This is a genomic window from Halomonas litopenaei (genome assembly GCF_017303055.1).
GTDB lineage: Bacteria > Pseudomonadota > Gammaproteobacteria > Pseudomonadales > Halomonadaceae > Halomonas > Halomonas litopenaei_A.
Window position 1 is genome coordinate 477,742 of record NZ_JAEKJT010000005.1, and the last position, 25,956, is coordinate 503,697.

Annotated in this window: 23 protein-coding genes and 2 tRNA genes; 18 read left to right on the forward strand and 7 right to left on the reverse strand. The window is 61.7% G+C overall.

The genetic code is table 11. The annotated features are described in order from the left end of the window. Positions 1 to 16: 16 nt before the first annotated feature. Positions 17 to 343, reverse strand: coding sequence for a ribosome assembly RNA-binding protein YhbY (yhbY, locus tag JF545_RS12355; RefSeq protein WP_206942611.1), 327 nt, complete (start codon positions 341 to 343; stop codon positions 17 to 19). 327 nt (positions 344 to 670) lie between these two features. Between yhbY and rlmE the strand changes: the two genes are divergently transcribed. From rlmE to JF545_RS12445, 18 genes are all read left to right on the forward strand, one after another. Continuing rightward, positions 671 to 1,339 (forward strand): 23S rRNA (uridine(2552)-2'-O)-methyltransferase RlmE, encoded by a 669-nt coding sequence (gene rlmE / locus JF545_RS12360; protein WP_206942483.1) that lies wholly within the window; start codon positions 671 to 673, stop codon positions 1,337 to 1,339. Positions 1,340 to 1,656: 317 nt separating this feature from the next. Beyond that, positions 1,657 to 3,648, forward strand: coding sequence for an ATP-dependent zinc metalloprotease FtsH (ftsH, locus tag JF545_RS12365; protein ID WP_206942484.1), 1,992 nt, complete (start codon positions 1,657 to 1,659; stop codon positions 3,646 to 3,648). A gap of 196 nt (positions 3,649 to 3,844) precedes the next feature. Next, a complete protein-coding gene (gene folP, locus JF545_RS12370; RefSeq protein ID WP_206942612.1) occupies positions 3,845 to 4,639 on the forward strand; it encodes a dihydropteroate synthase in 795 nt (264 codons plus the stop codon). Next, positions 4,632 to 5,981, forward strand: coding sequence for a phosphoglucosamine mutase (glmM, locus tag JF545_RS12375; protein ID WP_206942485.1), 1,350 nt, complete (start codon positions 4,632 to 4,634; stop codon positions 5,979 to 5,981). The genes folP and glmM overlap by 8 nt, the downstream gene beginning before the upstream one ends. A 152-nt stretch (positions 5,982 to 6,133) precedes the next feature. Then, positions 6,134 to 6,880, forward strand: a complete 747-nt coding sequence (gene tpiA, locus JF545_RS12380) for a triose-phosphate isomerase (RefSeq protein ID WP_206942486.1) — start codon at positions 6,134 to 6,136, stop codon at positions 6,878 to 6,880. Between the two features lie 4 nt (positions 6,881 to 6,884). Then, positions 6,885 to 7,319 (forward strand): preprotein translocase subunit SecG, encoded by a 435-nt coding sequence (gene secG / locus JF545_RS12385; RefSeq protein WP_206942488.1) that lies wholly within the window; start codon positions 6,885 to 6,887, stop codon positions 7,317 to 7,319. Between the two features lie 16 nt (positions 7,320 to 7,335). Continuing rightward, positions 7,336 to 7,422 (forward strand) — tRNA-Leu (locus JF545_RS12390). A gap of 131 nt (positions 7,423 to 7,553) precedes the next feature. Then, positions 7,554 to 7,630, forward strand: a tRNA-Met gene (locus tag JF545_RS12395). Between the two features lie 210 nt (positions 7,631 to 7,840). Then, the gene (gene rimP, locus JF545_RS12400) at positions 7,841 to 8,302 is read left to right on the forward strand and encodes a ribosome maturation factor RimP (protein ID WP_206942489.1); all 462 of its coding nucleotides are present in this window, start codon (positions 7,841 to 7,843) and stop codon (positions 8,300 to 8,302) included. An 87-nt stretch (positions 8,303 to 8,389) separates the two neighbouring features. Beyond that, on the forward strand, positions 8,390 to 9,883 hold the full coding sequence (nusA, locus tag JF545_RS12405) for a transcription termination factor NusA (RefSeq protein WP_206942490.1): 1,494 nt from the start codon (positions 8,390 to 8,392) through the stop codon (positions 9,881 to 9,883). 27 nt (positions 9,884 to 9,910) lie between these two features. Next, entirely contained in the window at positions 9,911 to 12,448 is a 2,538-nt protein-coding gene (gene infB, locus JF545_RS12410; RefSeq protein ID WP_206942491.1) for a translation initiation factor IF-2, read from the forward strand. A 21-nt stretch (positions 12,449 to 12,469) separates the two neighbouring features. Beyond that, positions 12,470 to 12,886 (forward strand): 30S ribosome-binding factor RbfA, encoded by a 417-nt coding sequence (gene rbfA / locus JF545_RS12415; protein WP_206942492.1) that lies wholly within the window; start codon positions 12,470 to 12,472, stop codon positions 12,884 to 12,886. After that, entirely contained in the window at positions 12,886 to 13,848 is a 963-nt protein-coding gene (gene truB / locus JF545_RS12420; RefSeq protein WP_206942493.1) for a tRNA pseudouridine(55) synthase TruB, read from the forward strand. The genes rbfA and truB overlap by 1 nt, the downstream gene beginning before the upstream one ends. Before the next feature lie 90 nt (positions 13,849 to 13,938). Then, positions 13,939 to 14,208 (forward strand): 30S ribosomal protein S15, encoded by a 270-nt coding sequence (rpsO, locus tag JF545_RS12425; protein WP_206942494.1) that lies wholly within the window; start codon positions 13,939 to 13,941, stop codon positions 14,206 to 14,208. Positions 14,209 to 14,411: 203 nt separating this feature from the next. After that, a complete protein-coding gene (gene pnp / locus JF545_RS12430) occupies positions 14,412 to 16,544 on the forward strand; it encodes a polyribonucleotide nucleotidyltransferase (protein ID WP_206942495.1) in 2,133 nt (710 codons plus the stop codon). A gap of 101 nt (positions 16,545 to 16,645) precedes the next feature. Beyond that, positions 16,646 to 17,854 carry an MFS transporter gene (locus JF545_RS12435; RefSeq protein WP_224851887.1) on the forward strand — a complete coding sequence of 403 codons (1,209 nt, stop codon included), beginning with the start codon at positions 16,646 to 16,648 and terminating at the stop codon, positions 17,852 to 17,854. A 63-nt stretch (positions 17,855 to 17,917) separates the two neighbouring features. After that, positions 17,918 to 18,157 carry a hypothetical protein gene (locus JF545_RS12440; protein ID WP_206942497.1) on the forward strand — a complete coding sequence of 80 codons (240 nt, stop codon included), beginning with the start codon at positions 17,918 to 17,920 and terminating at the stop codon, positions 18,155 to 18,157. After that, positions 18,147 to 19,646, forward strand: coding sequence for a sodium:solute symporter family protein (locus JF545_RS12445; RefSeq protein WP_206942499.1), 1,500 nt, complete (start codon positions 18,147 to 18,149; stop codon positions 19,644 to 19,646). Before JF545_RS12440 ends, JF545_RS12445 begins: the two co-directional genes overlap by 11 nt. A gap of 88 nt (positions 19,647 to 19,734) precedes the next feature. Here the strand turns inward: JF545_RS12445 and JF545_RS12450 are convergent, their stop codons facing one another. The 6 genes from JF545_RS12450 to JF545_RS12475 all read right to left on the reverse strand — a co-directional run bounded on the left by JF545_RS12450 (position 19,735) and on the right by JF545_RS12475 (position 25,901). Then, positions 19,735 to 20,910: an acetyl-CoA C-acetyltransferase gene (locus tag JF545_RS12450; protein ID WP_206942501.1), complete on the reverse strand. Its 1,176-nt coding sequence runs from the start codon at positions 20,908 to 20,910 to the stop codon at positions 19,735 to 19,737. A 209-nt stretch (positions 20,911 to 21,119) separates the two neighbouring features. Further along, the gene (locus JF545_RS12455; protein WP_206942503.1) at positions 21,120 to 21,800 is read right to left on the reverse strand and encodes an HAD-IA family hydrolase; all 681 of its coding nucleotides are present in this window, start codon (positions 21,798 to 21,800) and stop codon (positions 21,120 to 21,122) included. Positions 21,801 to 21,852: 52 nt separating this feature from the next. Beyond that, on the reverse strand, positions 21,853 to 23,160 hold the full coding sequence (locus JF545_RS12460) for a TRAP transporter large permease (protein ID WP_206942504.1): 1,308 nt from the start codon (positions 23,158 to 23,160) through the stop codon (positions 21,853 to 21,855). Continuing rightward, complete coding sequence (locus JF545_RS12465) at positions 23,157 to 23,762, reverse strand: TRAP transporter small permease (RefSeq protein WP_206942505.1); 606 nt, start codon at positions 23,760 to 23,762, stop codon at positions 23,157 to 23,159. The genes JF545_RS12460 and JF545_RS12465 overlap by 4 nt, the downstream gene beginning before the upstream one ends. Positions 23,763 to 23,819: 57 nt before the next feature. Next, positions 23,820 to 24,833 carry a TRAP transporter substrate-binding protein gene (locus JF545_RS12470; RefSeq protein WP_206942506.1) on the reverse strand — a complete coding sequence of 338 codons (1,014 nt, stop codon included), beginning with the start codon at positions 24,831 to 24,833 and terminating at the stop codon, positions 23,820 to 23,822. Positions 24,834 to 24,920: 87 nt separating this feature from the next. After that, positions 24,921 to 25,901 (reverse strand): 2-hydroxyacid dehydrogenase, encoded by a 981-nt coding sequence (locus tag JF545_RS12475; protein WP_206942507.1) that lies wholly within the window; start codon positions 25,899 to 25,901, stop codon positions 24,921 to 24,923. Positions 25,902 to 25,956 lie beyond the last annotated feature (55 nt).

Genomic DNA, 25,956 nt, shown 5'->3' on the forward strand with positions numbered 1-25,956 from the left:
TCAGTGGCTAGCGCTGTCAGTGGCGGCCGTGGTGGTTCTCGAAGCGAGTGATGTTGGACAGCTTCGGGTTGGCCTTGGGGTTCTTGCGATACAGCAGGGCGACCTTGCCGATCTTCTGGATCAGCTCGGACTTGCTCTGGTTGACCAGTTCGTCCAGCACGGCGGTGCGGTCGTCGCGGTCGGGAATCGCCAGCTTCACCTTGACCAGTTCATGGTCATTGAGGGCGCGTTCGAGCTCGGCCAACAGGCCCTCGGAAATGCCGTTCTCCGAGGCCGTGACCACCGGGTCGAGGTGGTGGCCGATGCTGCGCATTGCTTTCTTTTGTGCCTGTGACAAGCTCATGGTATCTTGCTTCATTCCGTATTGGCCGTTGGGCGCGTGACCGCACATGGTACGGGTAAACCCCGTGCGGTGAAAGCGATGTCGCCTGTCGATTGTCGTCGATGGCGCCCCCGGCATCCATTTTTTCAATCGCTGTCGGCGCTTACCGGACACCCCCATCGATACGCCTTCGACCCGGGCGTCGTCCGAACCGATACCGCGCTTCATGGTCATTCTCTGTCCAGGTGAGCGGCACTCCGAACGGAGCAGCCTGTAGACCATCCCATCCATTGGTCTCGGTCAGCCGCTTCAGGACATCGTCCCCGGCAACTTCTCTCAGGTGGTGTAGTGGCAGCCTCTCGTCCCCCTTCCAGCAAGAAATCCTCCAGCAAGAAGCCCTCGTCCAGCAAGACGAGTGCGAGCTGGCTGAAGGAGCACTTCGACGATCAGTATGTCCAGCAAAGTTGGCAGGATGGCTATCGCTCCCGGGCGAGCTACAAGCTGGTTGAGCTGGATGACAAGGACAAGCTGCTCAAGCCCGGTATGACGGTGATTGACCTGGGCGCTGCTCCAGGCGGCTGGAGTCAAATAGCGGCCGAGCGAGTGGGGGACAGTGGCGTTGTCATCGCCTCGGACATCCTGGAGATGGATGCCCTGGCGGGCGTCGATTTCGTTCAGGGAGATTTTACCGAAGACAGTGTGCTCGATGAGTTGCTGGCGCGCCTGCAAGATCGCCCGGTAGACCTTGTGATGTCGGATATGGCCCCCAATATGAGTGGTATGGCGGCGATCGATCAGCCGCAGGCCATGTACCTGGTGGAGCTGGCGCTGGACTTGGCAAGGCAGACGCTGCGTCCCGAGGGCACCTTTCTGGCGAAAGTGTTCCAGGGCGAAGGCTTTGACGAGTACCTGAAGGAGCTGCGTGGTGCCTTCCGCAAGGTTGTTACGCGCAAGCCAGGTGCCTCGCGGGCGCGCTCCCGGGAGGTGTACTTGCTGGCCCAGGGGTTCAAGGGGTAGCGGCAGCCGGCTGCCACGCCCTCGCTCCAGTAGCAGGCTCCGGACAAAGGCGTCGGTCTCAGCGAGTGGCGGCGAGATGTGGGGCGACGAAAGGCGTCTGCGATAGCTTTCGACTAATGCTGCGATAATGTCAGATGTGCTCGCTATGAGGCCAAATTCATGGCGGGGCAGAGGTATACTGCTGGTGGCGCTCGCTGAAATCAGCGCAGTGACACCTTGGGTCGGTCGCAACAGGCTGGCTGAACAAGGCTGGCTCATGTAGTGTCGAACCCTTAGGCACCATAGGCCGACAGATTCTTGCAATTGAGGGTGGTCCCTTGAACGACATGGCGAAGAACCTGATTCTGTGGTTGGTCATCGCGGCGGTGCTGCTGACGGTGTTCAACAACTTCAGCGTCGAGAATGCACCGAACCAGATGAACTACTCACAGTTCGTCCAGCAGGTGCAAAATGAACAAGTACGCAGTGTGACCATCGATGGTTACACGATCAGCGGTGAGCGCAACGATGGCTCCAGCTTCCAGACGATTCGCCCTTCGGCGGAAGATCCGAAGCTGATGGATGATCTGCTGTCCAATAACGTGACTGTGGTGGGCAAGAAGCCCGAACAGCAGAGCTTATGGACGCGGCTGCTGATTGCCAGCTTCCCGATCCTGCTGATCCTGGCCATCTTCATGTTCTTCATGCGTCAGATGCAGGGTGGCGGCGCCGGTAAAGGCGGCCCGATGAGCTTCGGCAAGTCCAAGGCGAAGCTGCTGTCCCAGGATCAGATCAAGACGACCTTTGCGGATGTTGCTGGCTGCGATGAGGCCAAGGAAGAGGTCGAGGAGCTGGTCGACTTCCTGCGCGACCCCACCAAGTTCCAGCGTCTGGGCGGGACGATTCCCCGTGGTGTGCTGATGGTGGGCCCGCCTGGTACGGGTAAGACCCTGCTGGCGAAGTCCATCGCTGGTGAGGCCAAGGTCCCGTTCTTCTCGATCTCCGGCTCTGACTTTGTCGAGATGTTCGTGGGTGTCGGTGCTTCCCGTGTTCGCGACATGTTCGAACAGGCCAAGAAGCAGGCGCCCTGCATCATCTTCATCGATGAGATCGACGCCGTAGGTCGCTCGCGCGGTGCCGGCATGGGTGGCGGCAACGATGAGCGTGAGCAGACCTTGAACCAGTTGCTGGTCGAGATGGACGGCTTCGAGGCCAACGAAGGCATCATCGTGATCGCTGCCACCAACCGTCCCGACGTGTTGGATCCGGCTCTGCTGCGCCCAGGTCGCTTCGACCGTCAGGTGGTGGTGCCGCTGCCCGATATTCGCGGTCGTGAGCACATCCTCAACGTCCACCTGCGCAAGGTGCCGCTGGCTGATGACGTCAAGCCGACCTTCATCGCTCGTGGTACCCCCGGGTTCTCCGGTGCCGACCTGGCCAACCTGGTCAACGAGGCAGCCCTGTTCTCGGCCCGCCGCAACAAGCGTCTGGTGGGTATGGAGGAGCTGGAGCTGGCCAAGGACAAGATCATGATGGGCGCCGAGCGCCGCTCCATGGTCATGACCGAAAAGGAAAAGTTGAATACCGCCTACCACGAGGCCGGCCATGCCATCATCGGTCTGGTCATGCCCGAGCATGATCCGGTGTACAAGGTCACCATTATTCCTCGTGGGCGTGCGCTGGGTGTGACGATGTTCCTGCCGGAACAGGATCGCTACAGCCTGTCGCGGCAGCAGATCATCAGTCAGATCTGCTCCTTGTTCGGCGGCCGTATCGCCGAGGAAATGACGCTGGGTCCGAATGGCGTCACGACAGGGGCATCCAACGACATCAAGCGCGCCACTGAGCTTGCCCACAACATGGTGGCCAAGTGGGGTCTTTCGGAAGAGATGGGTCCGATCATGTACGACGAGGACGAGTCGCATCAGTTCCTCGGCGGCCCGGGTCAGGGCGGCGGCAAGCTCAAGTCCGGCGACACCACCACGCGCCTTGATCGTGAAGTCCGCAAGATCATCGATGGCTGCTACGCGCAGGCACAACAGATCCTTGAGGACAATCGTGACAAGCTGGATGCCATGGCTGACGCGCTGATGCAGTACGAGACCATCGATGCCGACCAGCTCAAGGACATCATGGAAGGTCGTGATCCGCGTCCACCCAAGGACTGGGATGAGCCTGGCTCCGGTGGTGGGTCTCCGGTGACCGGCGATCCCGCTGCCACTGCCGACAATGATCAGCCCAGTGCTGACAGCGAAGAAGGTGACGAGGAAGACGATGACAGTCCCGGTCGTCGTCCCTCCGACCCCCTCGGCGGCCCCGCCGGCAGCTGATGCTCTGCCCCTGACAGAGGCGCCCCACGGGGCGCCTCTGGCGTTGCAGGGGCAGCTGTCGCGCGATGCTGCGATAGTGGCCCTCATCTCGTGTCTTACCATGTCTCCAGCCAGGACTTTTTCACCGATGGAATCTCGTTATCCCGCCGTGCTGCCCTGCGGCCGACATCGGCTCGATCTCACCTTTCCCCGCGTCATGGGCATTCTTAACGTGACGCCTGATTCTTTCTCTGACGGCGGGCGCCACATGGTGATCGATGATGCCCTGCGTCACGCTGAACAGATGCTGGCGGAAGGTGCCGCCATCATTGACGTGGGTGGCGAGTCGACCCGGCCGGGGGCCGCTCCGGTGAGCGCCCAGCAGGAAATGGATCGCGTTGTTCCCGTGGTTGAGGCGCTGGTGCGCGAGCTGGACGCCCTGGTGTCGGTGGATACCTCGACGCCTGAGGTAATGCGTGAAAGCGCACTGGCTGGCGCAGGCATGATCAACGACGTGCGCAACCTGCGGCGCGAAGGTGCGCTGGCAGCGGCGACCGGAACGGGGTTGCCAGTAGTGCTGATGCATATGCTGGGTGAGCCGGGCGATATGCAAGACGCACCGAGCTACGCGGAACCGGTCGAGGAAGAAGTCGCGCGCTTCCTGGAATCCCGTGTCACAGAATGTGAGGCTGCTGGGCTGCGTCGGGAACGTATCTTGCTGGACCCGGGCTTTGGTTTCGCCAAGACGGTAGAGCATAATCTTCGCCTATTGCACCGCATGGAGCGTCTAGAAGCCCTGGGGCTTCCGCTGCTGGTCGGCATGTCTCGCAAGAGCATGATCGGCAAGGTGCTCGATCGCGCTGTCGAAGAGCGTCTGCCGGGAGGCCTGGCCTTGTCGGCGCTGGCGGTCGAGCGCGGTGCTCGCATATTGCGCGTTCACGATGTGGGGCCCCATGTGGACGCGGTGAACATGACTTGGGCCGTTCTCGAGGAAGGAGAACACCATGGCTAGACGCTACTTTGGCACGGACGGAATTCGCGGCACCGTCGGGCAGGCGCCCATCACCCCTGACTTCATGCTCAAGCTTGGATGGGCGACTGGGCGCGTGCTCGAGCCGCGCCGGCAGCGGGCGCGCGTGTTGATTGGCAAGGATACGCGGATCTCCGGCTACATGTTCGAGTCGGCCCTCGAGGCAGGGTTGTCGGCAGCCGGCGTTGACGTCATGTTGCTGGGGCCAATGCCGACGCCCGGTATTGCCTACCTGACGCGTACCTTCAGGGCGGATGCCGGCATCGTGATTTCGGCGTCCCACAACGCCTATCAGGACAATGGCATCAAGTTCTTCTCGGCCGAAGGCGCGAAGCTGGGTGACGAGATCGAAGAGCGGATCGAAAAAGCCCTGGAAGAGACGCTGACCACCGTGCCGCCGGATGAGCTGGGCAAGGCAAGTCGCGTCGATGATGCTGCCGGGCGCTACATCGAGTTCTGCAAGTCGACCATTCCGGACCGCGTCAACCTGCATGGGCTGCGGATCGTCCTCGACTGCGCCCATGGGGCCACGTACCACATCGCTCCTGCGGTATTCAAAGAGTTGGGTGCCAAGGTGACCCTGGTAGGCGCCGAGCCAGATGGCCTGAATATCAACCGTGAGGTCGGCTCGACCCATCCCGCGGCGTTGCGCGCCGCAGTGATTCAGCAGGGGGCGGATCTGGGGGTGGCCTTCGATGGGGATGGCGACCGCGTGTTGATGGTCGATGCCGATGGTCATGAAATCGATGGCGACGACATGCTCTACCTGATCGCCAAGGACCGCCACGAGCGAGGCGAACTGGGTGGGGGAGTGGTCGGCACCCTGATGAGCAACTTTGGGCTGGCGGCAGCGCTGGAAGGCATGGGTGTGCCATTCGAGCGGGCCAAGGTCGGCGACCGTTACGTGATGGAGCGACTGGCGGCCAACAACTGGTTGCTTGGCGGCGAGTCGTCGGGTCATATCGTGTGCCGTCATGTGCAGACGACGGGGGATGGTATTGTCTCGGCGCTGCAGGTGCTGTCCTACATGGTGCGCGAGGAGAAGCCGCTGTCGCGGTTGCTGTACGGTTTCGAGAAAGCCCCCCAGTCACTGGTCAACGTGCGATTGCCCGCGGGTGTTGATGCCAAGGCCGTGATGGCAGAGCCTAGCCTGGACGCTGCGACCAAGGCCGTAGAGGCGGAGTTGGGGGCTGAAGGGCGAGTGCTGCTGCGTCCATCCGGCACTGAGCCGTTGATTCGCGTCATGGTCGAGGGTCGCCCCCATCTGGACGTTGAGGGGCTGGCACGTCGCCTTGCCGATGATGTGCGTGGGCTGGTGAGCTGACCCTGTCCCTTGCGGCGGCACGCTGACGCCAGTTCTGACACTATCGGGGCCGCTGCTTGGCCCCAGGTACTGGGTCGGCGTGTCCGTCATGATTGTTGTCTTGACAGGGCCTCTCCTATACCATTTCGGCCCACCTTGAAAGAGGATGATCCATGCGTGCACCGCTGATTGCCGGCAACTGGAAGATGAACGGCTCGCGTAGCCTGATCGACAGCTTCGCCGAAGCGCTGTCCCGTGCCGACCTGCCCGAGGCGGTTACCGTAGCGCTGGCTGTACCTTTTCCCTATGTCGGAGCGGCGCGAGAGGCACTTCCATCCTCCGTGCGTGTCGCTGGTCAGACGCTGAGCGACAAGCCAGATGGCGCCTATACCGGTGAAGTCAGTGGCGCCATGCTGCGTGACGTTGGTGCACAGATGGTGCTGGTGGGCCATTCTGAGCGGCGCACGCTGTTCGGAGAAGATGACGCCGCAGTGCTGGCCCGGGTCCAGGCGGCGCTCCATCAGGGCCTGACGCCGGTGCTTTGCCTCGGCGAGACCCTCGAAGAGCGCGATGCGGGTCGCACCGAAGAGGTGGTGCTGGGACAGTTGTGCGCGGTATTGGACGTGCTCGACAGTGATGCGCGAGCCCGTCTCGTGCTGGCTTACGAGCCGGTGTGGGCGATTGGCACAGGGCGTACCGCGACACCCGAGCAGGCGCAGCACGTGCATGCGGCAATCCGAGCGCGACTCGAGCAGTACGGTGGCGCCCTGGCGGCGTCCATGCAGGTTCTCTACGGCGGCAGCATGAAGCCCGATAATGCGGCGGAATTGCTGGCCCAACCGGACATCGACGGCGGCCTGATCGGCGGAGCATCGCTGAAGGTCGACGATTTTCTAGCCATTTGTCAGTCAGCAGGTTGAATCCATGCAAGTTGCCATTCTCATGATCCACGTGGCGATCGCTATCGCCCTGGTCGTCCTTATCCTGCTGCAGCAGGGCAAGGGTGCCGATGCCGGCGCTTCGTTCGGTGGCGGTGCCTCTCAGACCGTCTTTGGTTCCCGTGGTAGCGGCGGTTTTCTGTCCAAGGCCACCGGCGCGCTGGCGGCATGCTTCTTTGCCACCTCGCTGACGCTGGCCTATTTCGCCTCCGAGGCAGGCAATGCTGCGCCAGTGGCAGGTATTCCTGACGCCGAGGTCATCGAGCAGCAAAACGGTACGCCGACACTGGACGACAGCTCCACGCAGAACAGCGCACCAGCGCAAGGTGAGGAAAACACCGAAAATTCCGCGCCCACGCTTGACGGTGAGTCAGCTGATGTGGATAATGCTGCGCCAGTGCTGGAGGACAGCGACAGCTGATCTCCGGACTCCCCTAGCCGAAGTGGTGGAATTGGTAGACACGCTATCTTGAGGGGGTAGTGACCGTATGGTCGTGCGGGTTCAAGTCCCGCCTTCGGCACCATTTTCCAAACGGCATCGCCGTTGGGAAAACAAGCTCTCCTGGTACGCCCAGTGATCTTTTCAGGGTTGGCGGTTCGGTGAGATGCCTTGACGCCCTGGTCATGGCGAAGTATACTCACCGGCCTAGATTGATGCGGGGTGGAGCAGTCTGGTAGCTCGTCGGGCTCATAACCCGAAGGTCATCGGTTCAAATCCGGTCCCCGCTACCATCTTCTTGGCAGGCATGCAGGTATCCTCAAGGGGCATGCGTAACATCTGCCAGATGGTGACAGGTTTCTTGGAAAAGCCCCTTCCTGTGAAGGGGCTTTTTGTTAGCAGCTTGCCGGGTGTGCCCGGCAGCGCGAACGCCAATCAGCCACCTGACTTTCCTGTTCACTCCCGGCCAGGTGCTGATGCAACGGCTGTAGGAGCTTTCATTCGTGGCGACCAAAGATGCTGCGCTCAATGCGTTGATCGAACCGGTGGTATCTGCCATGGGGTTCGAACTCTGGGGTATCGATTACCTGTCCCAGGGAAAACATTCCCGTCTGGTGATTTATATCGATCATGCCGATGGTGTCAGCGTCGACAACTGTGCCGATATTAGTCGCCAGGTCAGCGCCATCATGGACGTCGAAGACCCGATCGCTGGTGAATACCGGCTCGAGGTGTCTTCGCCGGGCATGGATCGTCCGCTGTTCACGCTCGACCAGTTCTCTCGTTACGCCGGCCATCACGTGGCGCTGAAGTTGCGCTCCCCGTTCGAAGGGCGGCGCAAGTTTCAGGGACTGCTGGCAGGCGTCGAGGGCGATGAGGTACTGGTTCAGATCGACGGCGAGGAATATTGCTTCCCGATCGATGGTATCGATCAGGCGCGGGTGGTACCGCAGTTCGATAACTGACGTACTCGGGTGCGCCACGGCTGATGCGCAACAGTTGACGCACGACAAGAGAGAACAAGGATCGGTTTTTTGGCGAGGCTTTAAGGCATGAGTAAAGAAATTCTGGCGGTCGTTGATGCGATCTCCAATGAAAAGGGTGTCCCCCGCGAGGTCATCTTCGAGGCCGTAGAAGCTGCGCTGGCAAGTGCCTCGCGCAAGCGCTTCGAGGATGAGGAAGCCAGCGTGCGCGTGCACATCGATCGCGTGACGGGTGAGTACGAGACCTTCCGTCGCTGGGTGGTGGTCGAGGACGACGACTTCGACGGCCCGGATGCCGAAATCAAGCTGACCTTCGCCGAAAAGCGCGATCCGCCGCTGGGCCTGGGTGACGTGGTTGAAGAACGCATCGAGAATGCCGCCTTCGGTCGTATCGCCGCACAGACCGCCAAGCAGGTGATCGTGCAGAAGGTCCGCGAAGCTGAGCGTGCCGAAGTCGTACGTATCTATGCCGAACGCGAAGGCGAGCTGGTGGCAGGTATCGTCAAGAAGACGACACGTGACGGGTTGATCATTGACCTGGGCGACAACGCTGAAGCGTTCCTGCCGCGCAGTGAGATGATTCCCGGCGAGCGCTATCGCATGAACGAGCGTGTGCGTGCCCTGCTGGTCAAGGTCGACGCCGAGGCGCGCGGTGCGCAGCTGATTCTGTCGCGTACCAACCCGCAGATGATCATCGAGCTGTTCAAGATCGAAGTCCCGGAAATCGCCGAGCAGCTTATCGAGATCAAGGGTGCGGCACGTGATCCTGGCTCTCGCGCCAAGATTGCGGTCAAGACCAATGACCGTCGGATTGATCCGGTAGGTGCTTGTGTCGGTATGCGCGGTTCGCGGGTACAGGCGGTGTCCTCCGAGCTTCAGAACGAGCGCGTCGACATCGTGCTGTGGGATGACAATCCTGCACAGCTGGTGATCAACGCCATGGCACCGGCGGACGTGGCCTCCATCCTGGTGGATGAAGATGCCCATGCCATGGACGTCGCCGTAGCGGAAGACAACCTGGCCCAGGCCATCGGCCGTAGTGGTCAGAACGTGCGTCTCGCGTCGGAGCTGACCGGGTGGCGTATCAACGTCATGACCGAAGCCGACGCCGAGGCCAAGCGCGATCAGGAAATCGACAGCCTGGTCGAGCACTTCGTTCAGCATCTGGACATCGACGATGATGTCGCCCGGCTGCTGGTCGAGGAAGGGTTCACCTCTCTGGAAGAGGTGGCCTACGTGCCGGTCGAGGAAATGCTGGAAATCGAAGAGTTCGACGAAGACCTCATCGAGGAGCTTCGAGCTCGCGCCAAGGACGAGCTCTTGAACCTGGCCATTGCCTCCGAGGAGGAACTGGACGGAGCCCAGCCGGCGGATGATCTGCTTGAGATGGACGGTATGGAGCGCCACCTGGCCTTCATTCTGGCTAGCCGTGGTATCAAGACCATGGAAGATCTGGCCGAACAGTCCGTCGACGATCTGGTGGACATCGAAGAGGTGGACGAAGAGCGCGCCGCGGCATTGATCATGACCGCCCGTGCGCCTTGGTTCGAGAGCGAACAGTAACAGGGTCACGGGCTGAGGAGGGTCGTAATGTCAGAGATGACCGTTAAGGATTTTGCAGCAAAGGTGGGGCGTGAAGTGCCCCGTCTGCTGGAGCAGATGAAAGAAGCCGGACTCGAGCACAAGTCGGAAGGCGATGCCGTGTCCGAGGAAGACAAGCGCAAGCTGCTGGACTTCCTGACCAAGAGCCACGGTGGTGGTGCAGGCGTCGGTGCTGGTGCGCGCAATCGCATCACCCTGACCCGCAAGACGCGCAGCAAGATCAAGACCAGCGAGCGCGGCAAGACCATCGAGGTGCAGGTTCGCAAGAAGCGCACCTACGTCAAGCGCGAAGAGACCCCGGAAGAAACCCCGGCCCCGGCCGAGGACCACGGTCCGCGTCAGCTGGTCGGTGATATGGCCGATTCTCGTGCGCGTCGTGAGGCTGAAGAAGCCGAAGCGGCCAAGCAGCGCGCCGAAGAGAAGGCGGTTCAGGAAGCCGAGCAGGCGGCCAAGGCCCAGCGTGAAGCTGAACAGGCCGCCGCAGTGCCCGATATCCCCGTGCCCGAGCTCGATACCTCCGCTCCTGCCGGAGACGAGCCCCCGGCGCCGCCGAAGGAAGGCCGTGGTGATGTGCGCCGCGCTGCCGTCAAGAAGGCTGCGGGCAAGGGCGGCAAGAAGGGTCGCAACGAGCGTGACGACGACGACCGTAGCGATCGCGAAGAGCGTCGCCGTGGTGGCGGCAAGAAAGTCAAGCGTGCCGAGCGTCGTGGCAGCCGCCGTGGTGGCAGCCAGGGCAACGGCAAGCATGGCTTCCAGAAGCCGACCCAGCCGATCGTCCGTGAAGTGTCCATTCCCGAGTCCATCTCGGTGGCGGACCTCGCCGACAAGATGTCGATCAAGGCCAACGAAGTCATCAAGGCCATGTTCACCATGGGCGCGGCGGTGACGATCAACCAGACCATCGACCAGGACACCGCGGCGATCGTGGTGGAAGAAATGGGTCACACGCCCAAGCTGGTCAAGGATGATGCCCTCGAGACCGAAGTGCTCGAAGCCATCTCCTACGAGGGTGAGGAAATCACTCGCTCTCCGGTGGTCACGGTCATGGGTCACGTCGACCACGGCAAGACCTCGCTGCTCGACTACATTCGTCGTGCCAAGGTGGCTACCGGTGAGGCAGGGGGCATTACCCAGCACATCGGTGCCTATCACGTCGAAGACGACAGTGATGGTGTGACCTTCCTGGATACGCCTGGACACGCGGCGTTCACCGCCATGCGTGCCCGTGGTGCCAAGGCCACTGACGTTGTCATCCTGGTCGTGGCTGCCGACGACGGCGTGATGCCTCAGACGATCGAAGCGGTCGAGCACTCCAAGGCAGCGGAAGTGCCGATGGTGGTGGCGGTCAACAAGATCGACAAGCCGGAAGCCGATCCCGACCGGGTCAAGAACGAGCTGTCCCAGCACGGCGTCATCTCGGAAGAATGGGGTGGTGACACCCAGTTCGTCCACGTCTCCGCCAAGACCGGCGAAGGCATCGAGGCGCTGCTGGAAGCGGTCCACCTGGTGTCCGAAGTGCTCGAGCTCAAGGCAGTCCCGAGCGCGCCTGGCAAGGGCGTGGTGGTCGAGTCGCGGCTCGACAAGGGACGTGGTCCGGTGGCTACCGTACTGGTCCAGAATGGTACGCTGAAGAAGGGCGATATCGTCCTGGCAGGCCTGCACTATGGTCGCGTACGTGCGCTGACCAACGAGCTTGGCAAGCAGGTCGATGCGGTGGGTCCCGCCATGCCGGTGGAGATCCAGGGCCTCGACGGCACGCCGGAAGCCGGTGATGACTTCATGGTTGTCGCCGACGAGAAGAAGGCCCGTGAAGTGGCCAACTTCCGTCAGGGCAAGTACCGCGAGATCCGTCTGGCACGTCAGCAGAAGGCCAAGCTCGAGAACATGTTCTCGCAGATGGGCCAGGAAGAGGCGGCCAAGGTCAACATCGTGCTCAAGGCCGATGTGCAGGGCTCGTTGGAAGCCATCAAAGGCGCCCTCGAGGAGCTGTCCACCGACGAGGTGCAGGTCTCCGTGGTGTCCTCCGGTGTCGGCGGTATCACCGGTACCGATGCCAACCTGGCCCTGGCCAGTGAGGCGATCGTGGTCGGCTTCAACGTGCGTGCCGACGCGGCTGCCCGCGAGATCATCGAGCGTGAAGGTCTGGAGCTGCGCTACTACAGCGTCATCTACCACCTGATCGACGAGGTCAAGCAGGCCATGAGCGGCATGCTCGAGCCTGAGTGGAAGGAAGAGATCGTCGGTGTGGCCGAGGTCCGTGACGTCTTCCGTGCACCGAAGATCGGTGCGGTGGCTGGCTGCATGGTGGTCGAAGGCACGGTCTTCCGTAACAAGAAGATCCGCGTGCTGCGCGACAACGTGGTCATCTACGAAGGTGAGCTCGAGTCGCTGCGCCGCTTCAAGGACGACGTCCAGGAAGTGCGCAACGGCATGGAGTGTGGCATCGGCGTGAAGAACTACAACGATGTCCAGGTCAACGACAAGATCGAGGTCTTTGACCAGGTCAAGGTCGAGCGCACGCTGTAAGCGTTCGGGGAGTCGTTATCCATGCGCGAATTCAAGCGTACCGACCGAGTGGCCGACCAGCTCCAGAAGGAGCTGGCGGTCCTGATCCAGCGCGAGGTCAAGGACCCGCGCCTGGGGATGGTCACCGTCAGCGGCGTCGAGGTCAGCCGTGATCTTGGCTATGCCGACGTGCATATCACCCTGCTGGGGGAGCAAGACCCCGAGCGGATCAAGGAAAACCTTCAGGTGCTCAAGCGCGCTGGTGGTTTCCTGCGTAGCCAGGTGGCGCGTCGTATCAAGCTGCGCCATGTGCCGGAATTGCGCTTTCATTACGATGAAAGCGTGGTTCGCGGTCAGCACCTGTCGTCCCTGATTGAGGAGGCGGTAGCGAGCGATCGTTCGCGCCACGCCGATGATCAGGATGACACTTCCGAGGGTGAAGACGGGGCCAAGGACTAATGGCTCGTCGTCGCCGAGGATTACCGATCGACGGCGTACTGTTGCTGGACAAGCCCAAGGGCATGTCCAGCAATTTCGCATTGCAGCGGGCGAGGCGCCTGTACCAGGCGCAGAAGGCCGGTCACACCGGCACGCTGGACCCCATGGCGACGGGGCTCTTGCCGGTACTGTTCGGCGAAGCCACCAAGTTTTCCAGCCATTTGCTTGAAGCTGACAAGGTGTACCGGACCCGGGTGGAACTGGGTCGCAGCACGGACACCGGTGATGCCGAGGGCAACGTCATTGCCGAGGGTGTGGTGCCCTCGCTGTGCGAGGCGGATGTTGCATCCATGGTCGACAGCTTCATTGGTGAGCAGGATCAGCTGCCACCAATGTACTCTGCGCTGAAACATCAGGGGCGCAAGTTGTATGAACTAGCCCGAGAGGGCAAAAGCGTAGATCGTGCAACGCGACGGATAAGGGTGTATGATGCCCGGCTACTCTCGACGAGCCTTGCCGGGAATGCACCCGCCTTCGAGTTGGAGGTCCGGGTCAGCAAAGGCACTTATGTGCGTACCCTGGCCGAGGACATGGCCAAGGCGCTGGGATGCGAAGGACATATTTCGCAGCTCAGAAGGCTCAAGACAGGCCCTTTCGATGCCGAGGGCATGCTCGATTTCGAGATGCTCGAGGCCGATGACGCCGCCGCACGTGAAGCGCATCTAGCGCCGATCGACAGCCTGCTTCAGCATCTGCCGGCACACCGCCTCAGTGAGGCTGGTGCCGCGGCCATGCGCTTTGGGCGAACCGCCCGTGGCGAGGTGGAGCAGCACGCGTTGGCCCAGATGACGGCCAGCGAAGGATCACTGTATCGACTTTATCAGGGCGAGTCCTTTATCGGGCTTGGTCTGGTGGAGCCAGTCGGGGACATTGTGCCTCGGCGCCTGCTGAGTTCGTTCGTCGCGGGCTCGGGGCAAGACTGACCTCCTCAAGGGGTTGTGGCAGCTGGAGACTGCAAATATGCGTGGTCTCCGACATTCATCATTCAGGCATATTGCTTACTGGAGAGACAGATGGCACTTACCGCCGAACAGAAGGCCGACATCGTCAACGAATACGGCCGTGGTGACAACGATACCGGTTCCCCCGAGGTTCAGGTGGCCCTGCTGAGCGCCAACATCAACGGCCTGCAGGATCACTTCAAGACCAACAAGCAGGACCACCACTCCCGTCGTGGCCTGATCCGCATGGTCAACCAGCGCCGCAAGCTGCTGGACTACCTCAAGCGCAAGGATTTCGAGCGCTATCAGTCTCTGATCCAGCGTCTGGGCCTGCGTCGCTAAGCAGTGCTGACATGACAAGGCTTCCTTGTGGAAGCGGCGTCACACAAAGGGCAGTCCTTCGGGGCTGCCCTTTGTCGTTTTTGGCCGCAGTAGGGGAGGCCAGGCAGGTCCTTTGTCCTTTGTGGTGGCCCTCGCGGGTCTGACCCCCTAAAATAGTGCGCGAGTCAAAACGACCCAAACATCGAAAAGTAAAGGAAGTCGCCGTGAATCCGGTCAAAAAGACGTTTCAGTACGGTCGCAGCACCGTCACCCTGGAAACCGGGCGTATCGCCCGCCAGGCCACCGGTGCCGTGATGGTCACCATGGACGACACCGTGGTGCTGTGCACCGTGGTGGCAAGAAAGGAAGCCAACCCCAGCCAGCCTTTCTTCCCGTTGTCCGTTCATTACCAGGAAAAGACCTACGCGGTCGGCAAGATTCCTGGCGGCTTCTTCAAGCGTGAGGGACGCCCCACCGAGAAGGAAACCCTTACCTCTCGACTGATCGATCGTCCGATCCGTCCGCTGTTCCCCAAGGGCTTCATGAACGAAGTCCAGGTGATCTGCACCGTGTTGTCCACCGATCGCAACCATGATCCGGATATCGCTGCGATGATCGGCACCTCTGCCGCTCTGGCCATTTCCGGTGTGCCGTTCAATGGCCCCATCGGTGCTGCACGCGTGGCCTTCAACGAAGAGCGCGGCTACTTCCTCAACCCCACCGTGGAAGAACTCGAAGGCTCCGAGCTGAACATGGTGGTCGCGGGGACCGAGAAGGCCGTGCTGATGGTCGAGTCCGAAGCAGAAGAGCTGCTCGAGGACGAGATGCTGGGCGCCGTGCTGTTCGGTCACCAGGAGATGCAGACTGTCATCCAGGCGATCAACGAGCTGACCTCCGAGGCCGGCAAGGCCAAGTGGGATTGGCAGCCTCCCGCCGAGAATACTGCGCTCAAGGATGCCGTCGCCCAGGGCTTCGAGGCCAAGGTCGGCGAAGCCTATCGCATCACCGACAAGATGCAGCGCCAGGATGCCCTGTCCGCGCTCAAGGCCGAGGCCGTCGCGCAACTCGCCGGTGAAGAAGAGGGTAAATTTGACGCCTCCGAGGTGGAAGGCGCCTTCGCCGGTCTCGAGAAGCGCGTGGTGCGTGCCCGCGTGATCAAGGGCGAGCCGCGTATCGACGGTCGCGACCACAAGACCGTGCGTCCGCTGGCCATCGAGGTCGGTACCCTGCCCAAGACCCACGGCAGCGCCATCTTCACCCGTGGCGAGACCCAGGCGGTGGTCGTCGCGACCCTGGGCACCCTGCGTGACTCCCAGCTGATCGAATCGCTGGAAGGTGAGCGCAAGGACCGCTTCCTGCTGCACTACAACTTCCCCCCCTACTCGGTGGGCGAGGCTGGCTTTATGGGCGGTCCCAAGCGTCGCGAGATCGGTCACGGCCGTCTGGCCCGTCGTGGTGTCCAGGCCATGCTGCCGGCGGAAGAGGACTTCCCCTACACTATTCGCGTGGTCTCCGAGATCACCGAGTCCAACGGCTCCAGCTCCATGGCCTCCGTCTGCGGCACCTCGCTGGCACTGATGGACGCCGGTGTGCCGATCAAGGCTCCGGTGGCGGGTATCGCCATGGGCCTGGTCAAGGACGCCGACGGCTACGCCGTGCTGACCGACATCCTCGGCGACGAGGATCACCTCGGCGACATGGACTTCAAGGTGGCCGGTAGTGCCGAGGGTGTCACCGCCCTGCAGATGGACATCAAGATCGAGGGTATCGACGAGCAGATCATGGAAACGGCCCTGAACCAGGCCCATGATGCGCGCATCAGCATCCTCGAGCAGATGAACACCGTGATCGCCGAGAGCCGCGCCGAGGTGTCCGACAACGCGCCCTCCATGGCCACCATCAAGATCGACCCGGACAAGATCCGCGACGTCATCGGCAAGGGCGGCGCCACCATCCGCAAGATCTGCGACGATACCGGCGCCTCCATCGACCTGGACGACGACGGCACCGTGCGCATCTACGCCGAGGACAAGAAGGCGGCCAAGAAGGCCATCGATACCGTGCTGGCGATCACCGCCGAGGCGGAAATCGGCAAGCTGTACCGCGGCAAGGTGGTGCGTATCGCCGACTTCGGCGCCTTCGTCAACATCATGCCTGGCACCGACGGCCTGGTGCACATCTCCCAGATCGTGCCAGAGCGTGTCAATGACGTGCGTGATTACCTGAACGAAGGTGATGAGGTGGTGGTCAAGGTGCTCGACATCGACAACCGCAATCGCGTCAAGCTGACCATCAAGGAAATGACCGAGGAAGAAAAGGCGGCTTTTGAAGCTGAGGAAGCCGCTACCGAGGTCTAATGACGGCAAGCCATCGACGCCCCCGTTGCTGACGCCGCGGGGGCGTTTTTGTGTTACGCCCCTGATCGTCAAGTGCGCAGGGGATGAGGTTTGAGGCAAGCATGAGTGATGAGGGTAGTGGCTCTGGCATGACGACCGTCACCCAGCGACGAGACTGGTGTGCCGTGTTCAGCGTAATGGCAGGTATCTTCCTGCTGGTCACGGCAGAACAGCTGCCTATTGGCTTGCTATCGCAGCTCGCTACGTCGCTGGATGTCAGTGAAGGGCAGGCGGGCCTGATGATTACGGTTCCTGGCGTCGTCGCCGCCTTTGCCGCGCCTTTGCTGCCGGTCGCGGTAGGGCGCCTGGACCGACGCTATCTGCTGACAGGCCTCATGCTGGTCATGACCATCGCAAGCGTGCTCGGCGCGCTGATGGACAGCTTCGCAGGGCTGTTGGCGACTCGCGTGCTCATCGGCTGCTGTATCGGTGGTTTCTGGGCCATTGCCGGTGGTTTGGCCGGCAGGCTGGTCGCGCTGGAGCATGTGCCGAGGGCGATGTCATTCATTTTCAGTGGTGTGGCAGCGGCGACGGTGTTGGGGGTTCCTGCGGGCACCTGGCTTGGGGGTGTCACTGACTGGCGTATTGCCTTTGCCGCCCTGGGTGGACTGAGCCTGCTGGTGTGTCTCTGTCTATGGCAGCTGCTGCCGTCCTTGCCCGCGCAGAAACCGGTTCGTCTGGTAAGCCTGGGCGGACAGCTGAAACTGCCAGGCGTGTGTATCGGTGCACTGGCAACTGCCCTGATCGTGGTCGGCCACTTCGCCGCCTATACCTTTATCAGCCCCATTTTGCAGCGACTCGGGGGAATCCCATTGAGTGATGTCTCGCGTCTGTTGCTGCTGTTCGGTGCTGCCGGTCTGATGGGCAATTTCATTGCCGGTGGGCTGGCGGGCCGCCAGCCGTATCTGACGGTGCTATTGATTCCTCTGGTGCTGGCTGGGGTGGCGCTGGGCTTTCCGTGGTTTGGCGTCACCGCGACCGGCGCAAGCGCGCTGTTGATGCTGTGGGGGTTTGTGTTCGGTGGCATTTCGGTCAGCCTTCAAACCTGGATACTGCGCTCGGCGACCAATCCGGAAGCGGCCACCGCCATGATGGCCTTCGTCTTCAACCTATCGATTGGTCTTGGCGCCCTGTCCGGCGGGCGGGTGGTCGATAGCTGGGGACTGTCGTCGGTACTCCTGGCAGCGGGTGGCCTGTTCTCCCTCGCCGCTTTGCTGGTGCTGGCGACACCCTCACGCGTGGTGGGCCGTCAGCGATCCTCCCACGGGTGAGGGCGTACAACGGCCTAATCTTGCGTGTTTCTTTTCATCAAGTATCGAACGTGAGGAATGCTGATGCTTCCATCCTTCGTGCGCCCGTCCTCCTGGCGAGGCTGGCTGTTGCTGGGGATCTTTGGGGTGATCGTGCTGGCCGGTGTGTGGCCCGTGATCGAATGGATCAACCGGGCCGAGTTGGTGCTGGGCGTCCCCGCTATCGTGGCCTGGAGCTATGTGATCTTGCTGTGCTGCGTGCTGGCGATGCTGCTGGGAAATCGTTTGCTTCGAGAGAAAGGAGAGGATGACGGTGAGCACTGAATGGCTGCCGCTTGGTCTGACATTGGGCTATGTTCTGGTGGCGATGGTGATTGGTCTGGGTGGGCATCGTCGCGGATCCCGCTCGGCGTCAACCCTGGAGGAATGGGGAGTCGCCGGGCGCAGCATGGGGCCGGTCACACTGTATCTGTTGATTGCCGCCGGTAGCGTCAGTGCCTACACCTTCATGGGGGCACCGGGTTGGGCCTATGCCAAGGGCATTCCGGTGTTCTATGTGGTGGTCTATCTGGGGTACCTCGCGCTGGTAGCGTGGTACTTCGGGCCCAAGGTATGGGCCTTTGGCGCCCACTTTGGCCACGTTACCCAAGCCAGCGCCATCGCCGATCGCTATCAGAGTCGAGCGCTTGGTGCTCTCGCTGCGCTGGTGATGGCGGTGGGGTCATTGGCCTATGCGGTGCTGCAGACGGTCGGCTCGGCTTACATTCTGCACGTGATGAGTGGCGGCCTGATACCGGTATGGGCGGGGGTTGTGGTCGTCCTTGGCGCCATTGCTGTGTATCTCACCCTGCGTGGTCAGCGTGCCATCGGCCGCACCAATGTGTTTCAGGGGGTGCTGATGTTCGTGGTGGCCTGGATAGTGGGTCTGTGGGCCACCCATGTCTTTACCGGTGGCTGGCACTTTGCCGATGTCTATCAGCAGGTCCTTGAACAGCGTCCCGAGTACCTGACGCTGCCCGGCGCCGGAGGCGACATGAGTTTTGCCTTCTGGACCACATCGATCATCGTATCCATGCTGTCTTTCATGCCGCCGGTATGGACCCAGTGGATGAGTGCCACTTCAGCGCGTTCCCTGCGTCTCGCTGCCACCTGGCTGCCTAGCTACTACCTGGTGATCCTGCCGTTGGTGACGGTGGGCTTTATCGGCGTATTTGCCCTTCCTGGTCTGGATCGAGCGGACACGGTGGTACTCGAATATGCAATGACGCATCTGCCTGTGGTGCTGGTGGGTCTGCTGGGTGCCGGGACTCTGGCGGCCTCCATGTCGTCTTCGGAGCCCTTTATCCATTCCGTGGCACTGAGCCTGAGTCGCGATGTGATCGCGCCCTGGGCCGGGTGGTCAGATGAGCGGGCGGGGCAATGGGCGAAGCGCCTGGTGGTCGCTCTGATGGCTTTGATCATTGCCCCTCTGGCCATTGCTGAGCCAGGTAGCCTGGTCATGATCCTGCTGATTGGTCTGGGGTTCGCCTCTCAGGTGGTACCGGCATTTATTGGCATGTTCTTCTGGCCCAGAGCGAACGCGCCAGGGGTCATCGCGGGTATCCTCGCCGGGTTTATCGTGACAGTGACCTGCATCACGCTGTGGCCGCATCCGCTGGGTATCCACGCTGGGTTCTGGGGGATGATGATCAATCTGCCGGTGTTCGTCGGCGTGACACTGATGACCTCGCCCACCGACCCGGCGGTGGTCGACCGCTTCTTCCGCCTTGCGGCCCCCTGGTGGACGACGCGTGGCGTGCAGGCAGAAGCGTGATCACGCCTGATGGCGCGTTACCCAGACATGCAAAACCCCCGCCGTTGGCGGGGGTTTTGCTGTGCTTCCACTGTGGTCGACCTGTCGATCAGCGCTCGATGGCAAGCGCCACGCCCTGACCACCGCCGATACACAGGGTGGCCAGGCCTTTCTTGGCGTCACGGGCGATCATCTCGTGGACCAGGCTGACCAGGATACGGCAGCCGGAGGCTCCGATCGGGTGACCGATAGCGATAGCGCCACCGTTGACGTTGATCTTGGAGGTGTCCCAGCCCAGTTCCTTGTTGACGGAAAGTGACTGGGCGGCGAAGGCTTCATTGGACTCGATAAGATCCAGCTCTTCATGGGTCCAGCCGGCCTTTTCCAGACAGCGGCGAGTGGCCGGTGCCGGTCCGATGCCCATGATGGCGGGGTCAACACCAGCGTTGGCGTAGGCCTTGATACGGGCCAGCGGCGTCAATCCGAGAGCTTCTGCCTTGGCAGCGGAACAGAGCATGACGACGGCGGCGCCATCGTTGATGGAGGACGCATTGCCAGCGGTCACGGTGCCATCTTTCTTGAAGGCGGGGCGCATGCCACCGAGCTTTTCCGCGGTGACCTCGCGCGGGTTTTCGTCGGTGTCAAAGACGACCGGGTCACCCTTGCGCTGCGGGATCTCGATAGGAACGATCTGACCCTTGAAGCGGCCTTCCTTTATGGCTGCGGCCGCCTTCTGCTGAGAGGCAGCGGCAAACTCATCCATGTCTTCGCGAGTGATACCGTATTTTTCTGCCAGGTTTTCGGCGGTGATGCCCATGTGGTAGTTGTTGAAGGCGTCCCACAGGCCGTCATTGACCATGGAGTCGACCGCTTTCCAGTCGCCCATGCGCTGGCCGGTGCGCGAATTTGGCAGCACGTGGGGTGCCAGAGACATGTTCTCCTGGCCACCGGCGATAATCACCTCGGCGTCGCCCAGCATGATCGCCTGAGCACCCAGGTGCAGCGCCTTGAGGCCGGAACCGCAGACCTTGTTGATGGTCATGGCAGGTACGGCGTCGGGCAGGCCTGCCTTGATCGAGGCTTGGCGTGCTGGATTCTGGCCTACTCCCGCGGTGAGTACTTGCCCCAACAGAACTTCGTCGACCTCTTCCGGCTTGATGCCGGTCTGCGCTATCACGTCCTTGATCACGGCGGCTCCCAGGTCGCTGGCGGGAATGCCGGCGAGCGAGCCTCCGAAGGAACCAACGGCGGTACGACGTGCAGCAACGATCACCACTTCTTGCATGGAGTGTCTCCTGACTTGTAGGGGCTGTCCCGTCAGCATAGGGAGCCTTGTGCAGCGCGGCAATCCCCGGATGCCGGGTTTCTACGGGGGACTTTAGTATAGCTACCGGGTCTGGTTTTGGAGGCGTTGTGGCCAATCGCGCATAGAGGCAAGGCTCCTCTCATCAAGCCAATACGGATGTATGGCGAAGGGAGGCGCCCCGCGGTGACTTACATCGTGGCCTTGGCGGCGAGGCGCTCGATGGTGTCGACCAGCTGGTCTGCATGGGTAATGCCCACCGCCCCTTCCGGGGTGTCTTCTTCCTCGGGGAAGTGGTTGATGTGAATCACCTGCATTCCCGCCTTTAGGCCCGCTTCGACACCGACGGCAGCATCATCGATGACCACGCAGTGCTCGGGGGACACGCCCATGGCCTCAGCAGCGGCTAGGTAGAGTCCCGGGTCCGGTTTCCATACACCCAGCTCGTAAGCGCTGAAGAGGTGGTCGCCGAAGTGCGGGGCCAGTCCGGTGGTCGCCATGGCCAGTCGAATCTTGGCGATAGGGCCGTTGGAGGCTACCGCCTTGGGGTGGTCGGCCAGGGCGTCCAGCGCCTGCGGGATACCCGCTATCGGCACGAGTTCCTGCTCCATGCGCTCGGCCATGTTGGCGCGCAGGCGATCTTCCATGATCTGACGCTGGTCGTCAGCCAGCGAGCCGAAACGTCTTTCCAGCTCCTGCACGATGTCGAGAAAGCGGACGCCGCGAAATTCCTCCATGTACTGTTCGGCGGAAAACGGCAGGCCAAAGGGCGGAAAGGTGTCGGCCATGGCACGCGCCAGCAACGGCTCGCTGTCTACCAGGGTGCCGTCGGAATCGAACAGCAGGCAAAGGGGCGGCTGAGTCTGGGACATGGGTTCCTCATTGATGGAGCGGCGACCGCGTCGACGGTCGCCACCAGAATGGTCAGACAAAATCCGGTGCAATCAGACGGGGTATGGTCAGCACGATGTCGGGGAAGACAATCAGCAGCAAAATGACCGCCAGCATGATCGACAGGTACAGCATGGTCGTGCCAAGCGCCTTGAGCAGGGGGATTCCCCCGATCTTGGCGGATATCATCAAGCACAGTCCATAGGGTGGAGTGATCAGCCCTAGGCCGAGGGCCATGACGGCGATGACGCCGAACTGCACGGGATGAACGCCCGCCTGCATGGCCAGGGGCTGGAAGATCGGTGCCATGATGGCCATTGCCGGCAGTGAGTCCATGAAGGTACCGATGACCAGCATGACCACCGTCATGATGATGAGCAAGGTGATCGGGTCGGTGATGTTGACGCCTTGCATCAGCTTGGGAGGTATCTGGTAGAAGCTGATCAGGTAGCCGAAGATGGCCGCGCCGACGAGGCTGAAGAGCGACAGCGAGCACAGCCGTACCGTGTCGGTGGACGCATCCAGTACTTGGCGGAAGCTGAGCTCCCGATAGACGATGAAGCCCAGAGCCAGGGCGTACAGCACGGCGATCACGGCGGCCTCTGTCGGGGTGACGATACCCAGCGTGATGCCGCCAATGATGACCACCGGTATGCCGGCAGCCAGCAGCCCGTCCTTGCCGGAACTGGCCAGTTGTCGCCAGCTGGCGCGGGGACGCACGGGCACCTGGTAGCGACGCACATAGCCGACGTTCATCAGTAGCTGTGCGATGCCGATCATCACCCCTGGCAAGATACCACCGAGAAACAGACCCGCAATGGAGGTGTTGGTCAGCGCTCCCCAGACGATCATGTTGATCGACGGGGGAATGATGATGCCCATCACCGATGATGCTGCCGTCACGGCAACGGCAAAGTGAGTGGGGTAGCCCTCTCGCTGCATGGCTGGAATCAGCACGGTGCCGACGCCTGCGCTGTCGGCCGTAGACGAACCCGATACGCCGGCAAACAGCATGCTGACCATGACATTGACGTGGGCCAGGGCGCCTTTGACATGACCTACCAGGCGCATGCACAGGGTGATCAGGCGATCCGTGATACGCGCAGCGTTCATCAGATTGCCAGCCAGCAGAAACAGCGGCACGGCGAGCAACACGAAGGAGTCCATGCCGTTGTACATGCGCTGGAACATGACCCAGTAGGTCAGGCGGGGGTCGAGTATCACCATGCCGACCGCCGTCAGTACCAGCGCCATGGCAATCGGCACGCCCACCACAATCAGTACGCCAAGCAGGCCGAACAGCAGCCACGGCAGGATAAAGAGTGCATCCATGGAGATCATGAGGGCCTCCCGTCACTAGCGTCCTGAGAGGGCGTCTCCAAGGTCACCTGGTGACCTTGCTGCGCATCGATGGATTCCTGTACGGGATCCGGAGTGTTCATGGCAGCTTCCATGCTATCGAGGCCGTCGAGTGCGGCACGGACCAGACGTTCGATGGCGAACAACATGATGAACACGCCGCAGACCATGAAGGTGGCGTAGACGAAGATCATCGACATGCCGGAGGCCGTGGCGCTGCGACGAAGACCCGAGAGGGCGAACTCTTGGCCGTGCACGACGAAGATCGTGCCGACGGCAAGACAGGCAAGATCACGTATCCAGCGGGTCAGTCGATCGGCGCGGGAACCTCGCGGAAAGGCTTCCAGCACGAAGTGATCCGCATGCAGCACGCCAATGGCGGTGCCGAGCATGATCATCCACTGGAACGCAAACCGGCTGAACTCTTCTGTCCAGTACAGGCGAGGCAGCAAGGGCAGGTTGCGGCTGACGATTTGATAGATGATCAGGGCGATAAAGCCGAACAGCAGGGCCAGCAATACCCAGTGCAGCAGTTTCTCCAGGGCGCGATTGATGCGCGCAAGAAGATCCAGGAAGAGCCTCATGGCTTCATCCTCTTGAGACGGTGGGCACCGGGGCAGGCCCCGGTGCTTGAAGGATCATTACTCGGCGTTGACGATCATCTGGTGGAGCTCGCTCAGCCCCATTTCGTCAATCACTTCGGCGAGCGGTTCACGTACGATCTGCTGCATCTGCTCGCGGTCGAGCTCATGCAGGGTGGCCCCTTCTTCCACCAGCAGCTCGAGTGCTTCGGCATCTTGTTCGAGCTGCACGCCGCGGGCGTAGCTGGCGGCCTGGCTGGCGGCTGCCATGACCGCTTCCTGCTGGGCATCGTCCAGCCGGTCCCAGGTCAGTTCCGACATGGTCAGCAAGCGCACGGTGATGTCATGCTCGGACAGACCGATATGGGGCGCTACCTCGTGGAAGCGCATGCGGTGGATCCACTCGGCTTCATTGAGCAGGCCATCAATGGCACCCAGTTGCAGACCGGTGTAGATCTCTTTCCATGCCATGACGGTCGGGTCTGTCCCCAGCGCCGACCAGGCGGTGATGAGGGGCTTGGTAGGATTGGTGCGCAGTTTCATGCCATCGAGATCATCGAGACTTTCCAGCGGCCGGCTGGAGACGATCTGGCGCTTGCCGCCACCAAAGAACGCCAGCACTTTCACGCCGGTTTCGGCGGTGATCTGGTCGGCGATTTCCCGGCCCACGTCGCCGTCCAGGACGGTCTGCCAGTGCTCCTGATCGCGATACAGGAAGGGAATGGAGAAGACATTGGCCGTGTCAGAGAAGTCGGTGATCAAGCCGGGGTTGACGATGGACATATCCAGGGCGCCAGCCATCAGCTGCTCAAACATCTCGGTCTCGTGGCCAAGCACGGAATTTCCCATGATCTGGACGCCAAGATCGACGTCCTGCTCTTCCAGCAGTTCCTTGAACCGGGTGGCGCCAAGGTGATAGGCGGTGTCTTCCGTGCCGCCATGACCAAAGCGCAGGTCGTAGGCGTGAACCGGGGCAGTAAGACTCAGTCCTGCGACCAGCGTGGCGCCGGCCAGCAGGCTCTGGCCGAGGCGAGTCAGGGTAGTGCGGCGGGAGGGGGCGAGGGCGTGTGCCATGATTACCTCATTTATTGTGGTATGTACCTGGGGTGTTACAGGTGGAGCCGGTGAAACGGGCGACCTGCCGAAGCTGTCGCCCGGCGTCTATCCGTCGTTCAGATCGTCTGCATTGACCGGACTCAGTGGGCGTTGGCCGCTGAGCGCCAGGCGAATATTGTCGATAGCGCGCTGTGCCATGGCCGTGCGGGTTTCGTGAGTGGCGGAGCCAATGTGGGGCAGCGCCACCACGTTGGCCATGTGCGGCAACGGAGAGTCGGCGGGCAAGGGTTCCTTCTCGAATACGTCGAGACCGGCTGCATGCAGGGTGCCGTCCTTGAGCGCTGCAATCATGGCGGCTTCATCGACCACCTTGCCCCGGGCCACGTTGACGAAGATCGCTCCGGCCTTCATGCGGGCGAACTCGGCGGCGCCGATCAGCTTTTCCGTTTCTTCGGTCAGTGGCACCGTGACACAGACGATGTCCGCTTCTTCCAGCAATTGATCGAGCTCTCGGTGCTGTGCACCCAGTTCTGCGTCCAGTGCCGGCTTGGGCGAGGCTTTGGCGTAGAGAATCTTCATGCCGAAGCCCAGCGCACCGCGACGGGCGATGGCGGCACCGATACGCCCCATGCCGACCATGCCTAAGGTCTTGCCGTGCACGTCGGTGCCGAAGTGAGATTTGCCGATGCTTTCTGTCCACTTGCCTTGTTTGATCAGCTCGGCCAGCTCGATGGCGCGCCGGGCGGTACTCATGATCAACAAGAAGCCGGTGTCGGCGGTGGTCTCGGTCAGCACATCCGGCGTGTTACACAGCAAGATGCCGCGACGGGTCAGCTCCTCGACAGGGTAATTGTCATAGCCCACCGAGATACTGGCGATGGCCTCGAGCTGCGGGGCCTGATCGAGCAGGGCTGGAGTGATCTTGAGGCTGGCGCCGACCAGTCCGTGGGCCCGTGACAGGGCGTCCATGAACTCAGGGTCATCGGCATGGGTCACGTGAGGCAGGTAGTCGACCTCGAAGTCAGCGCGAAGGCTGTCGAGCTGATCGGCGCTGATCTCGCGAAACACCAGAATACGTCGGGTCATGGGGGACTCTCTTGTCGTTGTCGCGGTTGTTGTTACTGTCGTGGTCGGATAGCGG

Excerpts from the sequence above, each read along its gene's own strand:
- yhbY (WP_206942611.1), bottom strand. The coding sequence starts at position 343 with ATGAGCTTGTCACAGGCACAAAAGAAAGCAATGCGCAGCATCGGCCAC.
- folP (WP_206942612.1), top strand. The coding sequence starts at position 3,845 with ATGGGCATTCTTAACGTGACGCCTGATTCTTTCTCTGACGGCGGGCGC.
- glmM (WP_206942485.1), top strand. The coding sequence starts at position 4,632 with ATGGCTAGACGCTACTTTGGCACGGACGGAATTCGCGGCACCGTCGGG.
- tpiA (WP_206942486.1), top strand. The coding sequence starts at position 6,134 with ATGCGTGCACCGCTGATTGCCGGCAACTGGAAGATGAACGGCTCGCGT.
- secG (WP_206942488.1), top strand. The coding sequence starts at position 6,885 with ATGCAAGTTGCCATTCTCATGATCCACGTGGCGATCGCTATCGCCCTG.
- nusA (WP_206942490.1), top strand. The coding sequence starts at position 8,390 with ATGAGTAAAGAAATTCTGGCGGTCGTTGATGCGATCTCCAATGAAAAG.
- infB (WP_206942491.1), top strand. The coding sequence starts at position 9,911 with ATGTCAGAGATGACCGTTAAGGATTTTGCAGCAAAGGTGGGGCGTGAA.
- rbfA (WP_206942492.1), top strand. The coding sequence starts at position 12,470 with ATGCGCGAATTCAAGCGTACCGACCGAGTGGCCGACCAGCTCCAGAAG.
- truB (WP_206942493.1), top strand. The coding sequence starts at position 12,886 with ATGGCTCGTCGTCGCCGAGGATTACCGATCGACGGCGTACTGTTGCTG.
- rpsO (WP_206942494.1), top strand. The coding sequence starts at position 13,939 with ATGGCACTTACCGCCGAACAGAAGGCCGACATCGTCAACGAATACGGC.
- JF545_RS12435 (WP_224851887.1), top strand. The coding sequence starts at position 16,646 with ATGAGTGATGAGGGTAGTGGCTCTGGCATGACGACCGTCACCCAGCGA.
- JF545_RS12440 (WP_206942497.1), top strand. The coding sequence starts at position 17,918 with ATGCTTCCATCCTTCGTGCGCCCGTCCTCCTGGCGAGGCTGGCTGTTG.
- JF545_RS12450 (WP_206942501.1), bottom strand. The coding sequence starts at position 20,910 with ATGCAAGAAGTGGTGATCGTTGCTGCACGTCGTACCGCCGTTGGTTCC.
- JF545_RS12455 (WP_206942503.1), bottom strand. The coding sequence starts at position 21,800 with ATGTCCCAGACTCAGCCGCCCCTTTGCCTGCTGTTCGATTCCGACGGC.
- JF545_RS12460 (WP_206942504.1), bottom strand. The coding sequence starts at position 23,160 with ATGATCTCCATGGATGCACTCTTTATCCTGCCGTGGCTGCTGTTCGGC.
- JF545_RS12465 (WP_206942505.1), bottom strand. The coding sequence starts at position 23,762 with ATGAGGCTCTTCCTGGATCTTCTTGCGCGCATCAATCGCGCCCTGGAG.
- JF545_RS12470 (WP_206942506.1), bottom strand. The coding sequence starts at position 24,833 with ATGGCACACGCCCTCGCCCCCTCCCGCCGCACTACCCTGACTCGCCTC.
- JF545_RS12475 (WP_206942507.1), bottom strand. The coding sequence starts at position 25,901 with ATGACCCGACGTATTCTGGTGTTTCGCGAGATCAGCGCCGATCAGCTC.